A 20,214-nucleotide genomic window follows, 5' to 3' on the forward strand; every position below is an offset into this window, starting at 1 on the left:
TCATCGCGGGCCGCGAGGAGTGAACCCGGTCGCCGTCGACTAACAGTCTCGGCCAGATATCCAAACACGAGAGCGGCATTTTCTGCCGGTAAACCGGGCGGAGCATCTCACATGACCGGCTCACGCTGAACGTACCACCTCTTCCCATCCTGCAAGTTCCGTCCTCAGCGCCAAACCTGCCGGCTTGGCGCCAAAGCTCTGCGTTTCGTTTAGGTCTATGTCGGCGTCGGCATCGGTATGACGCTGCTAGCAGATTGGTACCGTTCGCCGCTGACCATCAGTTTCCAGGCAATCCGCGCCAGCTTGTTTGCCAACGCCATGGCCACCAGATTCGGTGGCTTATGCGCGATCATGCCTTTCAGCCAAGGCCAGGACCGACTCTCGCGTCGTCGCATATCTGCGGTCACAGCCGTCGCGCCAGCCACCAAAACGGTTCGCAACATGCCCTCACCGGCGCGTGTGATCACCGAGCCGCTTCTTTCCAGCCGTCGAGTGCTTCTTTGGTGTCAGGCCAAGCCAGGCAGCAAAGTTTCTTGCCATTGAACCCGCCTACATCCACGATCTTGATTGACAGCAGCGTCGCGCCGATCGGACCAATTCCCGGAATGGCCGCCAGTCGTTGGCTCATGTCGTTACTCCGGTGGAGATGCATGAGCTTCTTGTCGAGCTCGGCAATCTGGTCATCGACGCGCGCCAGTTCTGCCACCGACGCTTCCACCAGGTCGGGCGCTAAGTCGGGAACGGTCGCGTCGGCCCGAACATCGATCAGCAATTGCTGAAGTCGTGAAAGTCCCTTGGGCGCGCTAAAGCCGAATTCTGCGGCGTAGCCTCGGATCGAATTGGCGTGCTGGGTACGCCTGCCGATGAACTGAGTGCGCACGCGCGTCAACATCTGTCGCCCTGCTGCTCAGCACTTTGATTGGCACAAAGTTCTTGCGCGGTTTCGGCCGACTCGCCGCCTCACAAATCGCCTCAGCGTCCGCGCGTCGGATTTCCCGCGCTGCACATACGGCTTGACATGTTGCGGCGGGATCATCGCCACCTCATACCCCAGCGATCGCAGCTCCCGTGCTCGATAGTGCGATGCTCCGCAAGCCTCCACCGCGACAAGCGCAGGTGGAAAACGCCTGAAGAACTCCAGAACTTGGCCGCGCCTCAACTTGCGCCGCAAAATCGGCTGCTTCGTCCCGTCAATGCCATGCAACTGAAATACACTCTTTGCGTATCCAAGCCGATGCGAACAATCGTTTCCACGGGCGGCTCCTTCGTTTGAGGTCAGCGACGACCTCATCTTGCCACGCAGAGTGGCGGAAGGGGGCCGTCCACCCCAACACGAGAGCATGCGGGCTGATCCATTCTCGGGAGCTATCTAAGCAGATCGGATCAAGCTGGTGTTCTAGGACGGAACGGGTCTCTGCCTGTTCGCCAAGCGAGTCGAGAATGGGATCTTCCGCGGGCCTGAGATCGAGGACGGCGTCAAGCTTAGGCAACGGCCAAGCTGTTCGCCGACGAGACAACGATGCCTATGCTCGATCCGGCCGCCGGCGCACGAAGAACGGTCAGCTCTGGGCCGCCTATGCGACGGACGACGAGCCGTGGGGCGGCACCGATCCGGCCGTCGTCGCCTATGTCTATGGTCCGGATCGCAAGGCCGACCGATCGCCCTTCTGGTGGGCTTCAATGCGATCCCATAGGTCGATGGTTGCACCAGTTATAGCAAGCTCGCCGAGCGAGAGGACGTTCAGCTTGCATTCTGTTGGTCGCGTGAGCCACCGCGAATCCGATCATGCCGCCCTCGCCGGCATCAAGGATAAGCGCAGGTTTGTCGTTCAATATGGTGGCGGGCGTGTCAGCATGACATGAGCTAACTCGGTCCGCGTGCGAGTGCCTTGAAGGCCTGAGCGGCGGTGATAAGCCGTCGAGCAGCGTCTGGTCTATCGCGATGAAATCTGAGGTCTATATCCGAGCAACGTAGTGATGTGGCCTCGCTCCGAGAAGAAACCAGATGGCGAATATGACAGTAACAGCCGACGAATACGTCCCGTGAACTCGTCGCGACGAGCCCCGAGAACGCCTGGCGCACCCACGTATATTGAGTGGAGGTAACCGAGAAGGTTATCAATGCTCCAGTGATGCTCGTAATAGTGACGAAACTCTGTGATCTCACTGAAATCGGAAGCGCGAAGAACTTCCCGATCGGAGGCCGATTGTGCCGGTCGAACGACGATGGGACCTGCCGGATAGCTTTCTCCCCAGAACTCTTTGATGTCACTTAACATCGCAGTACGCCATTCTCCAGGTTCGGAACCATCCCGCTCCCGGTTGATGATTGCAACGCAGCCATCTGGCTTAAGAATTTGGGTCAGCTTTGCCAACACCGTCGCTCGATCCATGTGGAGGAAAGAGCTCGCAATTGTCGCGATGTCAAATGACAACATTGATTCGTTGAGGTCTTCCGATCTCGACACTACAAATTCTATATTCTTCACTCCTGCGACCTCCGCGCGTCGCCTGGCTTCCCGGAGCATTTCGTCGCTTGGATCGACTGAAAGCACGTGCGCAACCGAGCGCGCCAGACGAATTCCGATCATTCCTGTGCCGGCACCAAGATCGAGTACGCGACTGCTGCTAGCGAGCCTACAAACCCGTATTAATGATTGGAAAATGTCTTCTGAATAAGGTATCATGTAGCGCACGTAGTAGGGGGCTGCGCCACGATACAATTCGCTCGCTAGGGTCATGCCTGCCTCCGTAGTCTCCTAGTCATTTGCCGACGAAGTTGCTCAAGGGAAGCGAGTCCTCCAAATCTGCCGGCCACTGACCGCAAAGAGGCTAGCTGCCTCATTCCGCTGCGCGTGGCCACCGCACATAGACCCTTTGAGCGCAGCGTGCTAGGCGATCGCGCCAGCGCTTTCGCGGGAATGAAGGGTCGCGGCTGCAGCAGGCTTGAAAGCACGCGGAAGTTTTTGCAGGCGACCAATCAACGCATTGATCATAGCCGTTGGAAAGAACAGATTGTGATTGATATCGCATTTCAACCTCTTCGCAACTGACCGCTAATAAGCTAATACTTGGCATGTTTCCCATGTAGATCAATCGCTAACAATGGTAGTTGACCGAGGCGCAAACTGTTGCTGCTGCTGAAGCATCGACACAAGCGTCGGCTTGGTTCAGCTTTGCAACCAGCAGGTTGTGGCGGTGCGGAAGGGCGCTTGTGTGCTCGATATGCTCCTAGGCCGAGCAGCGCCTCGATGGCGGCCAGGTCCTGGTGTTGGATGAGGTCAATGGCCTTTGATTAGCGCCGAAGTGTTGCGCGTCTCGCTCACCAGGGCCGTAGTGCAATCGCCGGATGCCCCGAAGCGTCGACAGCACCATCGAAAGCTTCGCCAGCTCCCGGCTCGAGCTGGACACGCGCCCCACTCACTCGACCTCGGATGACCCGAGGAGCTTGGTGGCCGGTGCAGCGGCCTCGTCTATGCCGGCGAAATGCGCTCGGACTTGCCGGCTATACCACCACCGCTTTCGGCACCAATTTGGATCGGGCGCGAAGCTGGGCGCCTTGCCGGCCACCGCTGCCGCAACCTTGTATTGCCACACCTTGAGCAGCCTCCGGGTTAACGCCATTGCGCCGCGCCACCTCGGAGATGTTCGCCCCTCCTCAAGCTCTCCACCACGGTCCGGGCCTTCTCCCGTCCACCCGCCGCCGCCGCTCCGCCCTTGATTACCTCGACACGACGATAGGAGTCACCTTCCTGCCTTGGTATCAAGCATGGCATTGGCGATCGTTGTGCCTCCACCGAACGGCTCATGCCAAGACTGGCATATCGGTCTTTGCGGCATGTCGAATGGCTACAGCGGAAGAATCGTCACGACCGGTCCCGACCCAGGAGTTCGAACGAAGCTTCTCGATTTTATTGTCATAGATGGAACCCGGTTAAGGGCGGCTACTCCATTTGATAGCTTGTTCGGTCCTCAGACGCGTAACATATAACTGAAATCTAAGGGCGCGCACCGACACTCGGGACAACTCCAAAGAGGCAACGCTGGAATCTCCGCATTCTCGAACTCGCTATTTTGTCATACTCGGAGTGACGCAAAATAAATCGAAAGGATCCAATGTCCCAAAGCCAGATCGACCTGCTCGCCATTCTCGACGTCGAGCCGATTGAGATGAATTTGTTTCGCGGCAAAACTCCGAAGACCGGCTCGCAGCGGGTATTCGGCGGGCAGGTGATCGGGCAGGCAATGGTCGCGGCATGTCGCACGGTAGAGGGTCGACTGCCGCATTCGCTGCATTGCAATTTCACGCTCGCCGGGGATCCAGAGGTGTCAATCATTTATCGAGTCGAACGGCTGCGTGACGGCAAGAGCTATTCAACTCGGCGTGTCACCGCGATCCAGCATGGCAACGCGATCTCCTCCATCATGGTATCGTTGCATGCCGAAGAGGAGGGCGCTTTCGATCACCAAGATAAAATGCCAGATGTGCAGCCGCCGCGAAGACTCGCCACCGAGGAGGGATTGAACCGGACGATATTTCCCGAAAAACCGGAATTCATTCGCCACTACTATGCGATCGAGTTGAGCCCGGTCGAGACCGGCCGTTATACTGGTCAGAAGATCGAAGACGGCCGCTTTCATGTGTGGATCAAAATCGCCACAAAGTTGCCCCACGATCAAGCGCTGCATCTGTGCGCGCTGGCCTATGCCTCGGATTTCTCGCTGCTAGACGTAGCTCTTGCTCGTTACGGTTGCACTCTGTTCGACAGCTGTATGGTGACGGCAAGCCTCGACCACGCAATGTGGTTTCATCGCCCGTTCCGCGCCGACGAATGGCTGCTCTATGCCCAGGATTCGCCGAGCGCGCACGGCGGGCGCGGACTCACGCGCGGTCTGATTTTCAAGTCCGACGGCACGCTGGTTGCCTCTGTCGCGCAGGAGGGCTCGGTGCGCGAGCGGCGGTGACGATGTTTCATGCGAGGGCCAGGGGTCCCGCGCAATCGTTCTGCAACATTGTCAGCGCAATAGCCGGCGGGGAATCGGGATGATGAATTTTCCTGCGGTGACGGCTAGGATCGTGCTCCAGAGATGATCCAGAGCGCCGCATCTCCTGAATCTTGCCGTAGATCAGCGGACTTGCGCTGTAGACCAGACCTGGCCATCTTCACGATGATCGAAGGTTAGGACATTTCATCCAAAATGGACGCGCTGCGAAGCCGAAAGACTCAACCCCACTTGCTGTCCGTTCGACGTCGGGGACAAACCAACTGATGACAAGCCAGTACAGTGCGCGCTAGACCAGCGCCTCGCGGTTGCTGATCCCTGCGCCTCGCTCGCCGAAGTCGAGGTTGGCCACAGTAAAGCAATGCCGCGCAACGATCGGCGTCGGCCAGTGAAGGAGTCCTCTGGTCGTTTGACACGCGCACGCAAGACGCTAGCCACCAGGGGCCGCCTGCTGGATGAACACTGCATCTGACGCGGTAACCGAGAGGACGAGCGGAGGCGGCTTTCGTCTGGCCCTGCCGTGCAGCGATAGGGAGAAGTTACGGCTGCCTTTACAATCGCATCGACCAAAGGTCGCGAAGAAGAACTTTCGACCAGTTGGAACCGACGCCGCTAGCACGAACGGATGCTACGCTCTCTAGCCTATTTGTTTTGGTAGCTGCCCGACCGACGTAGCCATGGTTTAGTCCGTTTCAACTACGGTAGCCGATCGAACCCCGGCGTACAGAAACGCCCCAGATTGGAGCAATGGCGGCCAAGCCGCGCTCTCGTGCTGATTTATCTGAGCGACCGATCGCGTATTCTTGGCAGACGTTTTTCGCAGATCAGAATCGAGATTGAAATGCAGCAAATGAAATCCAGCAGCGGATCGCTTTCTCCGGCCGTGGCACCACTAGAGCGCTTTCAGAACAATGAGCTCGGCGCGATCGACTCCGCTGCAGGAGGCAAAGCCGCACGTTCGCCCCGCCGATCAAATGCCTGAGCAGTACGCGCGGCTCCATGGTGGCGTCCGAGGCGCAAAGGATTCAGTCGTTAATTCATGTCTCCCGATTGTTCGTTACGGGGGTGACCCCGAAGGGGCCGCTAGTTCGGAGTCTTGTGCCGTGCAAGGGCTTTGGCCTTGGTGCACAGTCAATGATCAGGCGCGCCTTTCATGCGTCTTCGTATTCAGCGGCGTGGCCAACCGGCGAATCAGCGGAAAAAAGATGGCCTTCGCAAGGAAGGGGAGGTCAGCGGTTGGTCTGAGCGCGGAGAATATTACAGAAGGAAAGTTGGGGAACGCAATGCCAGAGGCAGAAAGCCGTATCCGTTGCTTCGGTTTTCGAATCTACAGGATCGTCGTTCCGGCGAAGAAGCGGCGGTGCTATGCGTGCGGTTCTCGTACTGCCGCCAGTCACAAACGCTTGCGTATCGGTGCCGATAAGCAACGCCGCGCTCGCGGTGACCACAGGCTCACATGACCAGTTGAGAATGGTCCGGAGCATCAGCGTGGTCGGGAAGGAGCCCTCGATGGAAGCGTTATCACATTTGCGGGTTGTTGAGATCGGTAGCGCGGCCGCAACCAGCTATTGCGCGCGACTGTTTGCCGATTTTGGCGCGGATGTTCAGAAGATCGAGCCGCCGGCAGGCGATCCACTTCGTCGCAGCGCGCCACTGACGCCCGGTGGCCAGAGCGCATGGTTCGCATTCCTGAACTTCAACAAATCAAGCGTCATCTTGGAACGCGATGACCCGAACGCGATCACACGGCTGACAGCACTGATCGGGGACTGCGACATTCTAGTCGATGGCCGCAATGTTAATCGCGCGGACTGCCCGACGATTGATATTGCGGCGATCCGTAAGCGGCGCCCCGAGTTGATCTGCCTCGAAGCGAGTTGGTTCAGCCAGGAGGGGCCCTATGCGGGCTTCACCGCAACCGATTCGACCATCCGCGCGTTGGCCGGGCTCATCAAGCTGGTCGGACCGGCCGAGGGGCCGCCGTTGCACGCACCGGATTTCCAGACGGGCATCCTTACCGGCCTTTGGGGCTTCATTGCCGCAGCTTCTTCGGTAATCGCGCAAATGCACGGTGGGGCCGGGCGGTCGTGGTCGATCAGCATCTTTGAATCAACTCTCACACTCAGCGAGTATCACACGTTTGAGGCGTTTGCGCACGGCGGCGTGATGCAGCGAATTGGCATTAACCGATTCTGGCCGACCTTTCCGGCCAGCATTTACGAAACCAAAAGAGGTTGGATCGGCATCACGACAGGCACGCCAGCTCAGTGGCGCGCATTCTGCGACATGCTAGGCTTGTCCGAATTGCGTGATGATCCGGCTCTGATCCTGAGCCCTGGTCGTCTGAAGCAGATCGAGCAGATCGAGCGTCATTTCATGCCGGGGTTGAAGGCGCGGACCGCGCAGGAGTGGTTTGCGGAGGGATTGAAGCGCAAGATTCCGATCGTTTGGGTACCCGAAATATCCGATCTGCTCCAGGATTCGGAGAAGAAGGTACGCGGGGCAATTGTGCCGGTACTGTTTGGCGAAGAAGAGGGGTTGACCGCTGGCTCAATGCAGCGGCTGACGTTAACGCCGCCGCGCCGGGGTGGAAAGGTTCCGGCTCCCGGCGAGCTTCAGCCTTTGGCCAATACCCGAAGACACCTGACCGGCCCGATATTGGGGGCGTCCGGCTGCATCCATGCGGATCGGGCGCCATTGGAAGGAGTTCGCGTAATCGACTTCACGATGGGCTGGGCTGGCCCATTATGTACGCGCACACTGGCTGATCTCGGTGCCGATGTTATCAAGATCGAAGCCATTCAGTACCCGGATTGGTGGCGCGGCGTTGATCGGCGCTCTGCCTACGTCGACAGTAAGATGTACGAAATGATGCCAGGTTTCTGCATCATGAATCGCAACAAGCGCGGCATCACACTTGACCTGACGCGGGTGCAAGGTCTCGCTCTTGCCAAGCGGCTCGTAGCGGGAGCTGATATTGTCGTCGACAATTACTCGGCCGATGTGCTGCCGAAGCTCGGGCTTGGTTACGACGTACTCAGAACGCTCAGCCCGCAGCTGGTCATGATGTCGATGTCGGCATTTGGCTCCAACAGTGTCCGCCGCGATTGTCGGGCCTACGGTTCTACTCTCGAGCAAGGCTCGGGATTGCCGAGCGTGATAGGAAACGCCGACGGGCCACCCGTGATGAGCCACTTTGCTTTCGGAGATGCCGTCGGTGGGTTGAACGGCTGCGCTGCAGTTCTGGTAGCACTGATTCATGCTCGTAATACCGGACAAGGACAGTTCATTGATCTTGCGCTGATTGAGTGCATGATGCCGTTTGCGGCTCCATGGATCACTGTCCATTCGATCAGCGGTATGCCGCCGACGAGATACGGAAGTCGACATCCGCAGTTCGTGCCACATGGCTGCTTCCGATGTGCGGGCGAGGACAACTGGATCATAGTAGCCGCGACCGACGATGACATGTGGCTGAGGCTTGCGCTGGTTATTGACCGACCGGACTTGGCCACGGATGAATCGCTGAAATCTGTAACAGCTCGCCGCGGCATCGAGAATGTGATCGAGAGAGCTATCGAAGCTTGGACGCTCGCCCGCGACGCGGACCAGGCCATGTCTGAGCTGCAAGCCGCAAAGGTTGCGGCCGGCGTCGCCCGCATGCCAATTGACCTGCTCAAGGACCGGCATCTTAAGTCGCGCGCATTTCTGCAACAAGTGGAACACGCATTCATGGGCCGGCATCCGCAACCCTCGATGCCGATTCGCGACGCTATGGGGCCCAGTGCGATCCGCGCAGGGGCGCCCACGCTCGGACAGCACAACAGAGAGATCCTATCGGGGCTTCTCGGGCTCTCCGACGCCGAGATCGCAGAATTGGTGAGGGAGGGTATCATCGGTACGGGCATGCTCTCCGAAGAAGATACCGCAAGACCAAAAGCGTCGTCAGGCTGATAAGCGACGACATAGGCGAGTTCTGTCTCGGACAGATAAAGCGGCTCTTTCTGATGAGGTCGGCGGAGGAAACGAACGATCCATCGTGGCGATGGCGGGTTTGCATTGAGCGATGATTTCGCCGTCGAGCACGTAGGGGGCGGCACATAGGAGGGCGTGCCGTGACGCTGGTAGTACCGGGTGACACCCTCGATGTAGCCGAGCCCCCATAGAAAGCATGGGCTGGGTTCGTTCGGGCGCCTGAAGTTTGACAGTTCTCACCGTCGCAGAGCCCCACGGCCTTATCAGGCGGATTGAGATAGAGCCCGACCACCTCGCGCGGCGTCTTTGCCAAAGAAGGGAGCGGCCTAGAGTTTGAAGCCGACGGTACGGTGAGGCTGGAGGCCGAAGAGTCGGAATAGAACGATGAGCGGTGCTTTTGGCATTCCCGTCTCTTTGATGATGGCGCGAACGCTCCAATGGGACATGGCGTTGGCTTGCGAGCGAGTGTCTTGATAATCAGTTCGGCCACATTTTCATCCTCAACCGTGCGTGGTCCGCCAGTGTGCATCTCGTCGTAGAGACCCTCGAAGCGCTCTCCGATGAAGCGATTGCGCCATTTGCCGATCGTATGGGGGCCGACACCAAGCCGCGTCGCTACGTCGATGTTGATCAGCTCACGTTCGCAAGCCAGCACGCTCTCGGCTCGCAACGTCAGCGCCGCAGCGAGCGCGATCGTGTTATCGCCGGTCGGGCGTTCGTCGCCGGAAATCGTCAGAATCGCCTTCGGACGTCCGGTACGCATCGGTATCACCTTCGCTCAGGATACCCGAAACCGATGCAACACTAGAGAGCATGTTGTTTTTTACCGGAATCGGGATTCCCATCTGGGGGGATTTCTGATTCAAACTCCATGCTGGGGAACGGGGGCCAGCATGGATGACGCGTCCCTATTCGGAAGACATTCGCGAACGTGCACTGGCTCGAGCTGATGCTGGCGAGACGGTCCGTTCGATTGCAGAAGCGCTTCGGATAAGCCCCTCCTGTGTGACGAGGTGGAAGAACCTGAGGCGGGAGACTGATGGCGTTTCGCCTGGCAAGATCGGCGGTCACAAGAAGCCGGTTTTGTCCGGCGCCAATGCCGACTGGCTGCGCAAACGCCTTCGCTCGGGGCCGTTCACCTTGCGGAAGCTTGACACAGGAGCTGGCGGCGCGCGGGATCAAGACAGACGTACGGGCGGTATGGACGTTTGTTCACGCCGAAGGGCTGAGCTTCAAAAAAAACGATGCGGCCGGTCGAACAAGACCGCCCCGACATCGCGCGTAAACGGACGCGCTGGAAGGCCCACCAGGGCAGGATCGACGCCTCGCGCCTGGTCTTTATCGATGAGACGTGGATCAAGACCAACATGGCGCCGCTGCGCGGCTGGGGGCCGTGCGGGCAGCGTCTCCAAGCATCCGCGCCTTTCGGCCATTGGAAGACCATGACCTTCATCGCGGCGCTGCGTCATGACCGGATCAGTGCGCCGTGGGTCATCGACGGCCCCATCAATGGCGAGTTGTTCACCCTCTATGCCGAACAGGTACTGGCGCCTACCTTGGCAAAGGGTGAGCTCGTCATCCTCGACAATCTCGGCAGTCACAAGGGCAAAGCGGCCCGCAACGCCATCCGCGCCACGGGAGCGCATCTGCTCTTCCTGCCGCCCTACAGTCCCGACCTCAACCCGATCGAGCAGGTCTTCGCCAAACTCAAACACCTGATGCGAGCCGCACAGCCCCGTGACGTCGAGACGACTTGGCGAAAGGTCGGCGAACTCCTCGATCTCTTCTCCAACAAGGAATGCGCCAACTATCTCAAAAAGTCAGGCTATGTTTCCGTATAAACACAGCACGCTCTAGATTGACGAATCCCTATCTGCCGATCTGTCGATCAGAAGTCGGAGCTCCGAATCGACGGCGCCGTGGCCAGCGTGTGGAGATTTATGCGGGGGCGCAAATTACAGAAGACGACCGTTCGCAGATACTAACAGCTTTAGTAGGTCCGTTGCTTCCCCGTTCTGAGGTAAGTGGAGACCCACAGGTGTAACATCCGCCGAGACCAGTGGACGTTCCGCTCGCCGTATCTACAGCTCGACACCAGATGCCTGCTTGTTCGCTGAACTATTGTAGAGGAGACCACCATGAGCGGAGGGAATAGCGAGCGGCGCAAAATGGAAGTTCTCGCGGCCCTAGAATCAAACGTTCGCTCGTGCTGCTATTCGTTTCCAGCCACTTTCAGTCGAGCGCGCGGCTCCATTCTGTTAACGGAAACTGGTCGAAAGGTTATTGATTTCTTTGCCGGTGCCGGTGCACTCAATTATGGCCATAATAATCACGAGATCAGATCAGCTCTAACAGACTATCTCGCGGCAGACGCTGTAGTCCACGGCCTTTATATGGACACTCCCGCAAAGCTCAAATTTATGGAGACGTTTAGCTCCATCATACTGCGGGGACGCAATCTTAAACACCGATTCTACTTCACGGGGCCAACAGATGCTAATGCTGTTGATGCCGCTCTAAGGTTCTCACGCAAAATAACTGGACGTCAGAATATTATTTCATTCTCTAATGGACATCATGGGATGGCCATAAGAGCGATTGCGGAAAAAGGAAATCGTCTTTATCGCGCAGCCTGCAACGCTTCTTCATCGGCCGCAACTTCGATGCCATATGATGGCTGTCTTGGAGATACTGTTGATACCGCCGATTACCTGAGAAAAATGTTAATAGAAGAGAGCAGTGGCATCGATAGTCCAGCTGCTATTCTTGTCGAAACTGTGCGAGGGAATGGTGGTGTAAGCGTAGCTAGCAAGGAGTGGTTGCAGTCAGTTCAGGCGATCGCAAAAAATGTAGGCGCTCTTTTCATCATTGACGACATCCTGATGGGGTGTGGTCGCACAGGCGAATTCTTCAGTTTCGAGTTCGCGGCACTGTCGCCGGACATTATCATAATGTCGAAGTCGCTAAGCGCCTACGGTCTTCCGCTGTCGATGTTGCTGATCAAGGAAGAACTCGATGCGTGGCGTCCAGGAGAGCACACTGACACGTTTCCTGGAGATAACCTTGCTCTTGTATCTGCGACCGCAGCTATAAATCTTTATTGGCGTAGTCCAGCTTTTTCGGATGGCATTCAGCGTATGGGACGATTTATGCGACGCCGACTTGAGGCCATCTCCTCCGAGCAAGGTGCCAGTTGTTCTGTTCGAGGACGGGGGATGGCCCTCGGGCTTGACTGCCAAATGACCGAAATCGCAGAGGCGGCTACACGCAAGGCTTTCGAAAAAGGGCTAATGGTCGAACGATGCAGATCTGCCGACCAGGTCGTGAAGTTTTGGCCTCCACTCACGATTGATTGTGAGACGTTAAGTCAAGGCCTCGAGATATTCGAGGAATCGTTATTTGAAGCACTCAGAGAGCGCTGACTTGAGAGCGCAATTATACCCAGATCGTGAAGGAGAATAACTATGACCTACGAGACCATAAAGTATGAAGTCGCCGAGCAGATCCTTACCATCACCTTGAACCGCCCCGAGAAGCTCAACGCCTTCAGCGGTACCATGCACCGGGAGCTGATGGACGCGTTCGATTGCGCAGAGAACGACGATGATGTGCGAGCAGTTATCGTTACAGGCGAAGGTCGCGCCTTTTGCGCGGGAGCCGATCTTTCTCTGGGGGCCGATATATTCGACATCGATGCGCAGCGCGGGCCAGTGAAACGTCTATCCGATGGTACAGTGGATTACAGCGACCAGAGCGTCTGCGACGGCGGCGGCCGTCTTACGTTGCGGATCTTCAAATTCCTGAAGCCTATAATTGCGGCGGTGAATGGTCCGGCGGTCGGTATGGGCATAACCATTCCGCTCGCGATGGACATCCGCATTGCGGCCGAAACCGCGCGCTTTGGCTTTGTGTTCTCCAAGCGTGGTATTGTGCCGGAGGCTGCCTCAACTTGGTTCCTCCCGCGCATCGTCGGTGTCGCGCAGGCGCTGGAGTGGTGTTACAGTGGACGCGTTTTCCCAGCGCAGGAAGCCTTGGCTGGCCGGCTGGTTAGTAAGGTGGTTCCGCCGGAGCAACTGCTGCCCACCGCGCGCGCGCTCGCCCGCGAGTTTATCGAGAAGACCGCGCCCGTATCGATTGCCCTGATCCGGCAGATGATGTGGCGCATGCTCGGCGCTGATGATCCTATGGAGGCGCACAAGATTGACAGTCGCGCTATTTATACGCGCGGCCGTTCCGCCGACTCCAAAGAGGGGGTGATGGCGTTCTTGGAAAAACGCCCCCCGATGTTCAATGATAAGGTGTCGGTTGATATGCCGGAGTTCTTTCCATGGTGGGCGGAGCGAGTATACAAGTGATAACGACGTCTGTCCGTTTGCCTCAGCGAAGCTTGAGCCGTAGAGCCGCACTTTGCACGTTGTCGGGGTCATTCTCGAAGAACAAAGTCACATGACAATCTTGCGCTCTCACTGAGATCGATAAAGGTCGAATTCCCGCTTCTCCTCAACCCGACACTCCGAACTGGGCGAGCTGCGCCCATCAGATCAGCACCTCTTCGAGGTAGCCAGCGTTGTGCGTCGTGATCTGCGCCAGTTTTGCGACATTGAGTGTCTCAACGTCCTTCATCTGATCGGGAAAGGTGCGGTGATCCTAGCACCTCTCGACTTGCTTGATCTTGGATGGCCGCTTCGGGCTCATAGCGCCTTATTTATCGAAGACGGCTGCTCGACAAACGTTACGAAGTTCTCCAGCTGGTTCGCCGACATGATCTGCTCCGGGCAGAGGTGGTGCTCAAGAGCGATCCGCTGAATGCCGAAAACTCCAACCCTACCAGAGTAGGTGGTGTCGCGATCGTGCGTTGTTGCCGTATCATCAATAACCGGTTCGTCGCATAGACTAGCTCACCGAAAATAGGAAGGTGCGGAAATGACAAGTGCAGTTAATCCGCTACAAGTCGCACGCTTCCTTCAAGTTTATGACGATGCCGCCGCCAAAAAAGGCATCAAGCTTTCGATAGGATTCGACTTTCGCGAGTACGTCTCGACCATGCGGGCAACTCCAACAAAGGGCCAGACGTATCCAACGTTCCGGCCAGATTGCTCACCAATTGAATCGGGGCAGGGGTATTGGATCATAGGCGTCGACAAGCATGATCAGGTCGCGCTTTCAGATGCTGCGCGACTATTTGACTTATCGCACAGCAACTTCGCAGAACACTTTCAATCGCTGAAAGCGTTTTACACTGATCCGGCGTTATATGCACATGCTGAAGACCGTTGTATTTGTAGAGCACCGAGCGCAACGCAGATTACCGGGAAAGTAGCCTACCATGGCGATCTTTGGGTTCGTCCCGACTTTAGAGGACAGGGCATGGCCAAGATCGCAGCGGGAATAGCGCACGGCGTCTCTTTTGCGATGTGGGCTCCTGACTTCTTGTGCGCACTTGTAGCGCACTTTTCTCTCGATAAGGGACTCGTTGCACAGTATGAGATGCTGCATCATGAACCGGGCGGGGCAGTGCTACAATTGGCAAAAGAAAAAATTGCGGAGGAGGATTGGCTGATCTGGCTAACGGGCGAGGAGTTAAGGAGTCAGGTTGAGTCTCGGGATAGAGACGGGTTTCGTTCATCGTTATCGTCTTCGCCGGTACGATCGGCACGTATTTAAGTGGTTACGCGTATTTAAGTGGCTATATGCATCTGCGCCAATGCTAGCCCTAAAACTCGGCGCTAATCGGCGAAGACCAACCTCGTCTGCGGCGCCACACGTCGCGTCATTTACGATGGCGCCATCGCAGATAAACGCACGGAAATGCGGCGCGAGGGGCCTTACTCGAGCAATGATCATCGGAGAAAAAATGCACTGGAGTCCTCGGCGCAACCGTGGCTGCTGCCGACGGGCGACGATTCGTAGACCTCAATGGCGACTTCACAACCCTAATCCATGGTCACGTCTTCAGGCCTGTCGTAGAGGTGCTAACCCAGCAAATTCAGCGTGGAAGCTGTTTCGCAAATCCAACGGAGCGCGAGATTGAACTCGCCGAACTACTTTGCGGCCGGAGTCCGCGGATTGAGCGTGTTCGCTTCGTTAATTTGGGGACTGAGGCAGTCGGCATAATCTCGTCATCATCAAATCTATCCAAGCCGCGAAGCGAAAGACCGACGAAGAGCTGCTTTCAGATGGCGCTAGGTGGCGCAATGCTCGCGACCTAGTTGTGGATGAGGTCCTAATCGGCGGAGGTATAGATCTGCTGCCCGCCGAGCCAGGGTCGAATGATTACGTCATGAAGGAAAGGATCTCTTCCGCGGTGGGCTTTCGGGAGTAAATGAGAATAGCGTGGGCAGCCCCCTACGTTAACGAACTTCGCGAGCCACTAGTTGCGTCTTGCCCAATTACTCGAAACCGTTTCGAGTACAGGGCACTTGAGCCGGGCCCACGATGGTCTCAATCACGTTCGGGAGTTGGGACCCTCAGGTGTCCTTAGCTCCGCGGTAGCCGTCAGTGAGACCAGATTGCGACATACCGAATACTTTCTAGCGCTTTATCTCCGAGGTAATTATCGCTGAAATGCGTCTGTGATCTAATTTCTGCCCCAGAAAATTAGCTGACAAATAACGTGAGTTCTGGAGGGTGGAATCGGCGGTCGTGAAGTTGCATTTTGGTGCAGATAAGATGGCGCTTTGATGAGACGTTGGAAACGAACGATGATCGCCGGACGTCGCGTTGGGTGAGAGCGCGAAGAAGCCGTCGACCTGCTCGAACCAGGAGGTGTAGTTTGGCGTGAATGTGCCAACGCGGCCGGCGGGCGAGCCATGTCCTGACTTGCGAGGCTTCTGGCTGAGCAGCTGCCGACAACGAGATGGATCTCCAGTTGGGCCGGCACACTAGCTTCGATGTGATGCAGGTAGGCGAGGAACCGTTAATGGCGATGGCCGGGTTGCATTGAGCTATGACTGCGCCATCAAGCACGTCGAGGTCGGCAAACATGAGATGCCATGACGCCGGTAGTCGGGGTAACACCTTCGATGTAGCCGAACCCCATAGGAAGCATGGGCTGGGGTCGTTCCAGCGCCCGAAGTTGGGACACAAAGCGCCACGCCCTTGTCAGGCGGGTTGAGATCGAGCCCGACCACTTCGCGCAGCTTCTCGAAAAAGAAGGGTATCGGTCGAGAGCTTGAAGCTGCGCGTACGACGAGGCTACAGACCGAAAAGTTAGAATAGGCGATGAGCGGTGATTTTGGCAAAGTCCAGTCTCTTTGGCGATGGCGAGCACGCTCCAATAGGTCGGCCTTCGGAGCGAGTGTCTTGGTGATCAGCTCGGCCGCAGCCTCAACCGTGCGTGGCTTGCCGGTGCGGATCTCGCCGTAGAAGACCCCGACACGATTTGCGATGAAGCGATTGCGCCATTTATCGATCGTATGGGCGCCAACGCCAGGTCGCCTCGCCAAGGCGATGTTACTCGGTTCACGCTCGCAGGGCAGCACGATCGACGATCGCGGTGCCAGCGCCGCCGCGAGCCCGATCGTCTTATGGCCGTGAGCTGCGTGTGTTCGCCGCTGGATTTCCTCAGCATCGCCTTCAGGACCCACAGACCGATGCACTAATTGTACGACGAACTGGCCGGACAGAACACTGGAACAATTCATGTAGGTTGGTATTTTGGTGCGGCGTAAGGGTTTGCGCGCCAGGTAGAAGTCTGGCGCCAACGTCGATGGTTATCGTCGCTGAGCACGTGCGGCGTCCATTCGCGGAAGGAATCCGTGAGCAGGATAATCTGCCGACAGTAGCATCGACATGCGTACAGTCAGAGACGATTGACAGGTCACATCGATTTGGGCGGCGTCTGTCCCGTGAGAACGGCTTCCGGGCAGCGGCGTTATCGCTACGCTCGTTAAGAAGTCTAGTCCTATCTGATGTGGTAGCTGCCGAAGCGACGTAGCTAGTGATTTACTGATTGAACTAGGGGCGCGATTGAGCTGCCCGTGAGATCTGAACCTCCGTTCGGCCGGATATCGTCAACACCCGTTTCGTGCCAACTCAGGGACGTGCTCGGGTGCCGATGCTGGTGGATGAAATGGAGAAAGAAATGCAACAGGAAGCCCAGCTCTCCAACGAAGACAGGCCCGCCGGCCGTTTTCGGAACACCGCCTACGTAGTCAACAGGTCCAGCCCGCATTTTGACGCTGCCCACGCGGCCGGTCTCATGGCTGTCCACGGCCGTTCAACGATCGGGCGCGGCATTGCTTGGGGCACCGGTCCGCTTGATAGTCGATCGCAGGTAATTGATTTCGTTCGGTGCTCCTATCTGGGGCTCGATAATCATCCCTTCGTTGTGGCTGGGGCAATGGAGGCAATCCAGGCGCATAATTCATTGCACTGGTCCTGTGCACGAACTCGGTTGAATTTTGATCTTATAGCGGAGCTGGAAACAGCCCTCTCGGAGCTCTTCTGCGCGCGCGTGCTTGCCTTTTCCACTGTCATGCTTGCAAATTTTGGTGCTATGCCTCTTCTTGCGTCAGGCCAATTGACAGGCGGTATAAAGCCGGTCGTTGTGTTTGATCGCATCGCGCATATTTCGCTCGCCTACCACAAGCCGGTGATCGCTGATGAAACGCGGGTCGAAACGATTGCGCACAATGATATCGAAGCGCTTGAACACTTGTGCCGCGAGCATCCGGTGGTCGCGTATGTGTGCGATGGTGTTTATTCAATGGGAGGAGGGACTGCGCCCGTTAAGGAATTGCGCCGGCTCCAGGAACGGTATGGGCTCTTCCTCTATATCGACGATGCTCACGGGATATCTTTGTTCGGACGCAATGGCGAAGGATTTGCTCGCTCTCAGTTTCCGAAAGTGCTGGGTCAACGCACGATCATAGCAGCCTCGTTGGCGAAGGGCTTCGGCGCTTCGGGCGGCATGTTGATGCTTGGAACAGGCGAACACGAGGCTCTGTTACGGCGCTATTCCATTCCCTACGCATTCTCCGTGGGGCCGAACCTAGCGGCGGTTGGTGCGGCGCTTGGCTCGTGCAGAATTCACCGCTCGGAAGAACTCGGCGAACGGCAGAAGCGGTTGGCGCAACGGATCGAGGTCTTTGACCGCTATGTCTCAACCGTTGAGCAAGGCAATTCTCTTCCAATCAGAATGATCTTTGTCGGATCTGAAGCCAAAGCTATTGCGATCGCCAGAGAGCTTCTTGATGCTGGCTTCTATACGTCGGTGACTTTCTTCCCGACGGTCGCGCAAGGTATGGCAGGGATTCGGGTATGCATAACTGCCGATCACGAAGTCACCGATATAGAGCGGCTATGTCATTGCATCTTGGAAAGGGTGTCCGACGCAACAGGTAAGCAGACAGCGGCATCGGTCAGTCCTTCGATGTGATACTCGCGATTCAGTGGAGGGAATTTCATGGGCTACTGAGATATGTCCTAGTTGTCGGCCAATTCATTCGGCGAAAATATCTCGTCTTCGAAGAAATGGAAAAATCAGCGATCAGGAATGGTCGTCACGTCGGTGAAGCCGGAGGAGGCGATCGACCGCTCGATCGTTGTCTCACGCTCGAACGTTCGTCGTTCTCGATCACAACACCACTCGATCTGGTGCCCGATTGGCGCGGAATCAAATTCTCTATCGGAGCGTTCGCTCGAGTGCCATTCTCAACCATTCTAGCGTCGACCTTGTATGTGATCCCGATCTGGTGCCTCATCGGAGAAGCGCAATCCATTGTTGATCTGGAAAAGGTGATGCGCACCGGGTGGAACCGAAGATCCGACGGCTCCGGCTGGGGTTCGCTATCGCGGCCCGTCAAAATGGATCGGGGGTCGACAACGACTAGTCTCGCTGTGTATGCCGGTGGGACGCGAGTCCCGGAATCAGTCTTTGCGCCGTTTGTGACCGACGATTATGCTAAAACCTGGAAAACCAACTAGTAAAAGAGATGCGCGCGTTGCTCTTGTGACCGGGGGAGCACGTGGGATTGGACTTGAGATCGTGCGCCGATTCTTGAGCGACGGCCATCAAGTGGCGTTTTTGGCGACAAATGCAGAGCACGTGGATCGGGCGCGGGACGCTCTTCGTTGTTCGCAAGAGCAGGTCTATGCCGAGGCGGTTGATGTTACTCGACCGAATGAGGTGAGAGCACTTGTCGAGCGCATTCGTGCACGTTGGGGCGAGATTGCGATTTTGGTGAACAATGCGGGCGTCTCTCCTAAGCGCGCGGATCAGGGTGCGCCCTGGCTGCCGCAGACGAGCCTGGAGGAATGGGGCCGGGTAATCGATGTCAATCTTAATGGACCCTTCAGTCTCATACGGCTTTTAGCGCCGACGATGATTGCGACGGGCTATGGACGCATCATCAATGTCGGATCGCTCGCGGGCCGCGCCATGCCAATGATCGCAGGGCCACATTATACCGCATCGAAGGCGGGGCTGGTCGGATTAACCCGCGCTGCTGCGCGAGATCTCGCTCCGCACGGTATTACGGTCAATTGCATCGCTCCTGGGCGGGTGCTGAGTGATTTGACTGGACCACCCGAGAGCCCAGTCAATCGCTCCGCTCTCAACCGGATTCCGGTCGGCCGCTTTGGAACGGCTGAAGAGGTCGCTCACGTTGCGGCGTTTCTGGCTTCGCCGATGGCGGGCTTTATCACCGGTGCAACTATCGACATCAACGGCGGCGAGTTCGCCGCCTAAATCCTGCATCGGCATTGTTAAAGAGGCATGCGCGCCAAGTTCCTTGTGGAATATCCGAGCCGCGTTTGTCGGAGCACCCGCATTGTTGATCTTGTATGAATGGTGCACGAAGACGGAGCAAGGCGAAGCTGCTCATCTCTCGTTATGACGCCGACAATCGACTTGAGAATGAGCGATCGAGTGCTATTTCCCGGTGCGGATCTCTTACGATCGCACAATGCTGCTTGCTTGCAAGTTCGCAGTGCGAGGGTTGGTTGTGATATCGTGTCCGTCCGGGTCGCGCAGACCGGTTCGCCTGTGTCTCAGTCTCACCATGTAAAGTCTTGCTGGCGGCTTCATGCACCGAGCGGCGCAAACAAATTGCTAGCAAATGATGTATCATATGCTTGCCGATATCGAAAGCTGGGTATGGGTCCGCTGATACCCCTCCTTCTGCCGATGCACATAATCGCTATGTGGTTGGCGCACGAAAGGGCTGGTTGTCGGTGAAATCGAAGAGCGGACCGTATTCCGCTACGCCTATGACGCAAGCGTGAGATCGTTAG

12 protein-coding genes and 3 pseudogenes are annotated in these 20,214 nt (G+C 57.0%); 12 read left to right on the plus strand and 3 right to left on the minus strand.

The genetic code is table 11. The features are described from left to right. Window positions 1-215 precede the first annotated feature (215 nt). A pseudogene (locus QMZ05_RS20450) lies at window positions 216-1,254 on the minus strand (IS110 family transposase). Between the two features lie 232 nt (window positions 1,255-1,486). On the opposite strand from QMZ05_RS20450, the pseudogene QMZ05_RS20455 reads away from it, so the two are divergent. Beyond that, a pseudogene (locus QMZ05_RS20455) lies at window positions 1,487-1,763 on the plus strand (transposase); the annotation flags it as partial. A gap of 171 nt (window positions 1,764-1,934) precedes the next feature. Here the strand turns inward: QMZ05_RS20455 and QMZ05_RS20460 are convergent. Then, window positions 1,935-2,741, minus strand: coding sequence for a class I SAM-dependent methyltransferase (locus tag QMZ05_RS20460; protein WP_353702370.1), 807 nt, complete (start codon window positions 2,739-2,741; stop codon window positions 1,935-1,937). A 1,375-nt stretch (window positions 2,742-4,116) separates the two neighbouring features. On the opposite strand from QMZ05_RS20460, the gene QMZ05_RS20465 reads away from it, so the two are divergent. The 8 genes and pseudogenes from QMZ05_RS20465 (at window position 4,117) to QMZ05_RS20500 (ending at window position 15,188) form a co-directional block, all read left to right on the plus strand. Continuing rightward, window positions 4,117-4,965 (plus strand): acyl-CoA thioesterase II, encoded by an 849-nt coding sequence (locus QMZ05_RS20465; protein ID WP_353702371.1) that lies wholly within the window; start codon window positions 4,117-4,119, stop codon window positions 4,963-4,965. An 808-nt stretch (window positions 4,966-5,773) separates the two neighbouring features. Further along, on the plus strand, window positions 5,774-5,986 hold the full coding sequence (locus tag QMZ05_RS20470) for a hypothetical protein (RefSeq protein WP_353702372.1): 213 nt from the start codon (window positions 5,774-5,776) through the stop codon (window positions 5,984-5,986). 527 nt (window positions 5,987-6,513) lie between these two features. Next, the gene (locus tag QMZ05_RS20475; protein ID WP_353702373.1) at window positions 6,514-8,958 is read left to right on the plus strand and encodes a CoA transferase; all 2,445 of its coding nucleotides are present in this window, start codon (window positions 6,514-6,516) and stop codon (window positions 8,956-8,958) included. A gap of 918 nt (window positions 8,959-9,876) precedes the next feature. Next, window positions 9,877-10,820: pseudogene (locus QMZ05_RS20480) on the plus strand (IS630 family transposase). A gap of 297 nt (window positions 10,821-11,117) precedes the next feature. After that, window positions 11,118-12,401 carry a diaminobutyrate--2-oxoglutarate transaminase gene (locus QMZ05_RS20485; RefSeq protein WP_353702374.1) on the plus strand — a complete coding sequence of 428 codons (1,284 nt, stop codon included), beginning with the start codon at window positions 11,118-11,120 and terminating at the stop codon, window positions 12,399-12,401. A gap of 42 nt (window positions 12,402-12,443) precedes the next feature. Beyond that, window positions 12,444-13,334, plus strand: coding sequence for a crotonase/enoyl-CoA hydratase family protein (locus QMZ05_RS20490; RefSeq protein WP_353702375.1), 891 nt, complete (start codon window positions 12,444-12,446; stop codon window positions 13,332-13,334). A gap of 568 nt (window positions 13,335-13,902) precedes the next feature. After that, entirely contained in the window at window positions 13,903-14,643 is a 741-nt protein-coding gene (locus tag QMZ05_RS20495) for a hypothetical protein (RefSeq protein ID WP_353702376.1), read from the plus strand. Window positions 14,644-14,858: 215 nt separating this feature from the next. Then, window positions 14,859-15,188: a hypothetical protein gene (locus tag QMZ05_RS20500; protein ID WP_353702377.1), complete on the plus strand. Its 330-nt coding sequence runs from the start codon at window positions 14,859-14,861 to the stop codon at window positions 15,186-15,188. 735 nt (window positions 15,189-15,923) lie between these two features. Here QMZ05_RS20500 and QMZ05_RS20505 read toward each other — a convergent pair. After that, window positions 15,924-16,682: a hypothetical protein gene (locus QMZ05_RS20505; RefSeq protein ID WP_353702378.1), complete on the minus strand. Its 759-nt coding sequence runs from the start codon at window positions 16,680-16,682 to the stop codon at window positions 15,924-15,926. Between the two features lie 380 nt (window positions 16,683-17,062). On the opposite strand from QMZ05_RS20505, the gene QMZ05_RS20510 reads away from it, so the two are divergent. From QMZ05_RS20510 to QMZ05_RS20520, 3 genes are all read left to right on the plus strand, one after another. Continuing rightward, window positions 17,063-18,358, plus strand: coding sequence for an aminotransferase class I/II-fold pyridoxal phosphate-dependent enzyme (locus QMZ05_RS20510; protein WP_353702390.1), 1,296 nt, complete (start codon window positions 17,063-17,065; stop codon window positions 18,356-18,358). Between the two features lie 95 nt (window positions 18,359-18,453). Next, window positions 18,454-18,906, plus strand: coding sequence for a hypothetical protein (locus QMZ05_RS20515; RefSeq protein WP_353702379.1), 453 nt, complete (start codon window positions 18,454-18,456; stop codon window positions 18,904-18,906). After that, on the plus strand, window positions 18,881-19,669 hold the full coding sequence (locus tag QMZ05_RS20520; RefSeq protein WP_353702380.1) for an SDR family NAD(P)-dependent oxidoreductase: 789 nt from the start codon (window positions 18,881-18,883) through the stop codon (window positions 19,667-19,669). The genes QMZ05_RS20515 and QMZ05_RS20520 overlap by 26 nt, the downstream gene beginning before the upstream one ends. The last annotated feature ends 545 nt before the right edge of the window (window positions 19,670-20,214 follow it).

Source organism: Bradyrhizobium sp. INPA03-11B (assembly GCF_040446015.1).
GTDB classification, from domain to species: Bacteria; Pseudomonadota; Alphaproteobacteria; order Rhizobiales; family Xanthobacteraceae; genus Bradyrhizobium; species Bradyrhizobium macuxiense_A.

Excerpts from the sequence above, each read along its gene's own strand:
- QMZ05_RS20465 (WP_353702371.1), top strand. The coding sequence starts at position 4,117 with ATGTCCCAAAGCCAGATCGACCTGCTCGCCATTCTCGACGTCGAGCCG.
- QMZ05_RS20485 (WP_353702374.1), top strand. The coding sequence starts at position 11,118 with ATGAGCGGAGGGAATAGCGAGCGGCGCAAAATGGAAGTTCTCGCGGCC.
- QMZ05_RS20515 (WP_353702379.1), top strand. The coding sequence starts at position 18,454 with ATGGAAAAATCAGCGATCAGGAATGGTCGTCACGTCGGTGAAGCCGGA.
- QMZ05_RS20520 (WP_353702380.1), top strand. The coding sequence starts at position 18,881 with ATGCTAAAACCTGGAAAACCAACTAGTAAAAGAGATGCGCGCGTTGCT.
- QMZ05_RS20510 (WP_353702390.1), top strand. The coding sequence starts at position 17,063 with ATGCAACAGGAAGCCCAGCTCTCCAACGAAGACAGGCCCGCCGGCCGT.
- QMZ05_RS20495 (WP_353702376.1), top strand. The coding sequence starts at position 13,903 with ATGACAAGTGCAGTTAATCCGCTACAAGTCGCACGCTTCCTTCAAGTT.
- QMZ05_RS20490 (WP_353702375.1), top strand. The coding sequence starts at position 12,444 with ATGACCTACGAGACCATAAAGTATGAAGTCGCCGAGCAGATCCTTACC.
- QMZ05_RS20460 (WP_353702370.1), bottom strand. The coding sequence starts at position 2,741 with ATGACCCTAGCGAGCGAATTGTATCGTGGCGCAGCCCCCTACTACGTG.
- QMZ05_RS20475 (WP_353702373.1), top strand. The coding sequence starts at position 6,514 with ATGGAAGCGTTATCACATTTGCGGGTTGTTGAGATCGGTAGCGCGGCC.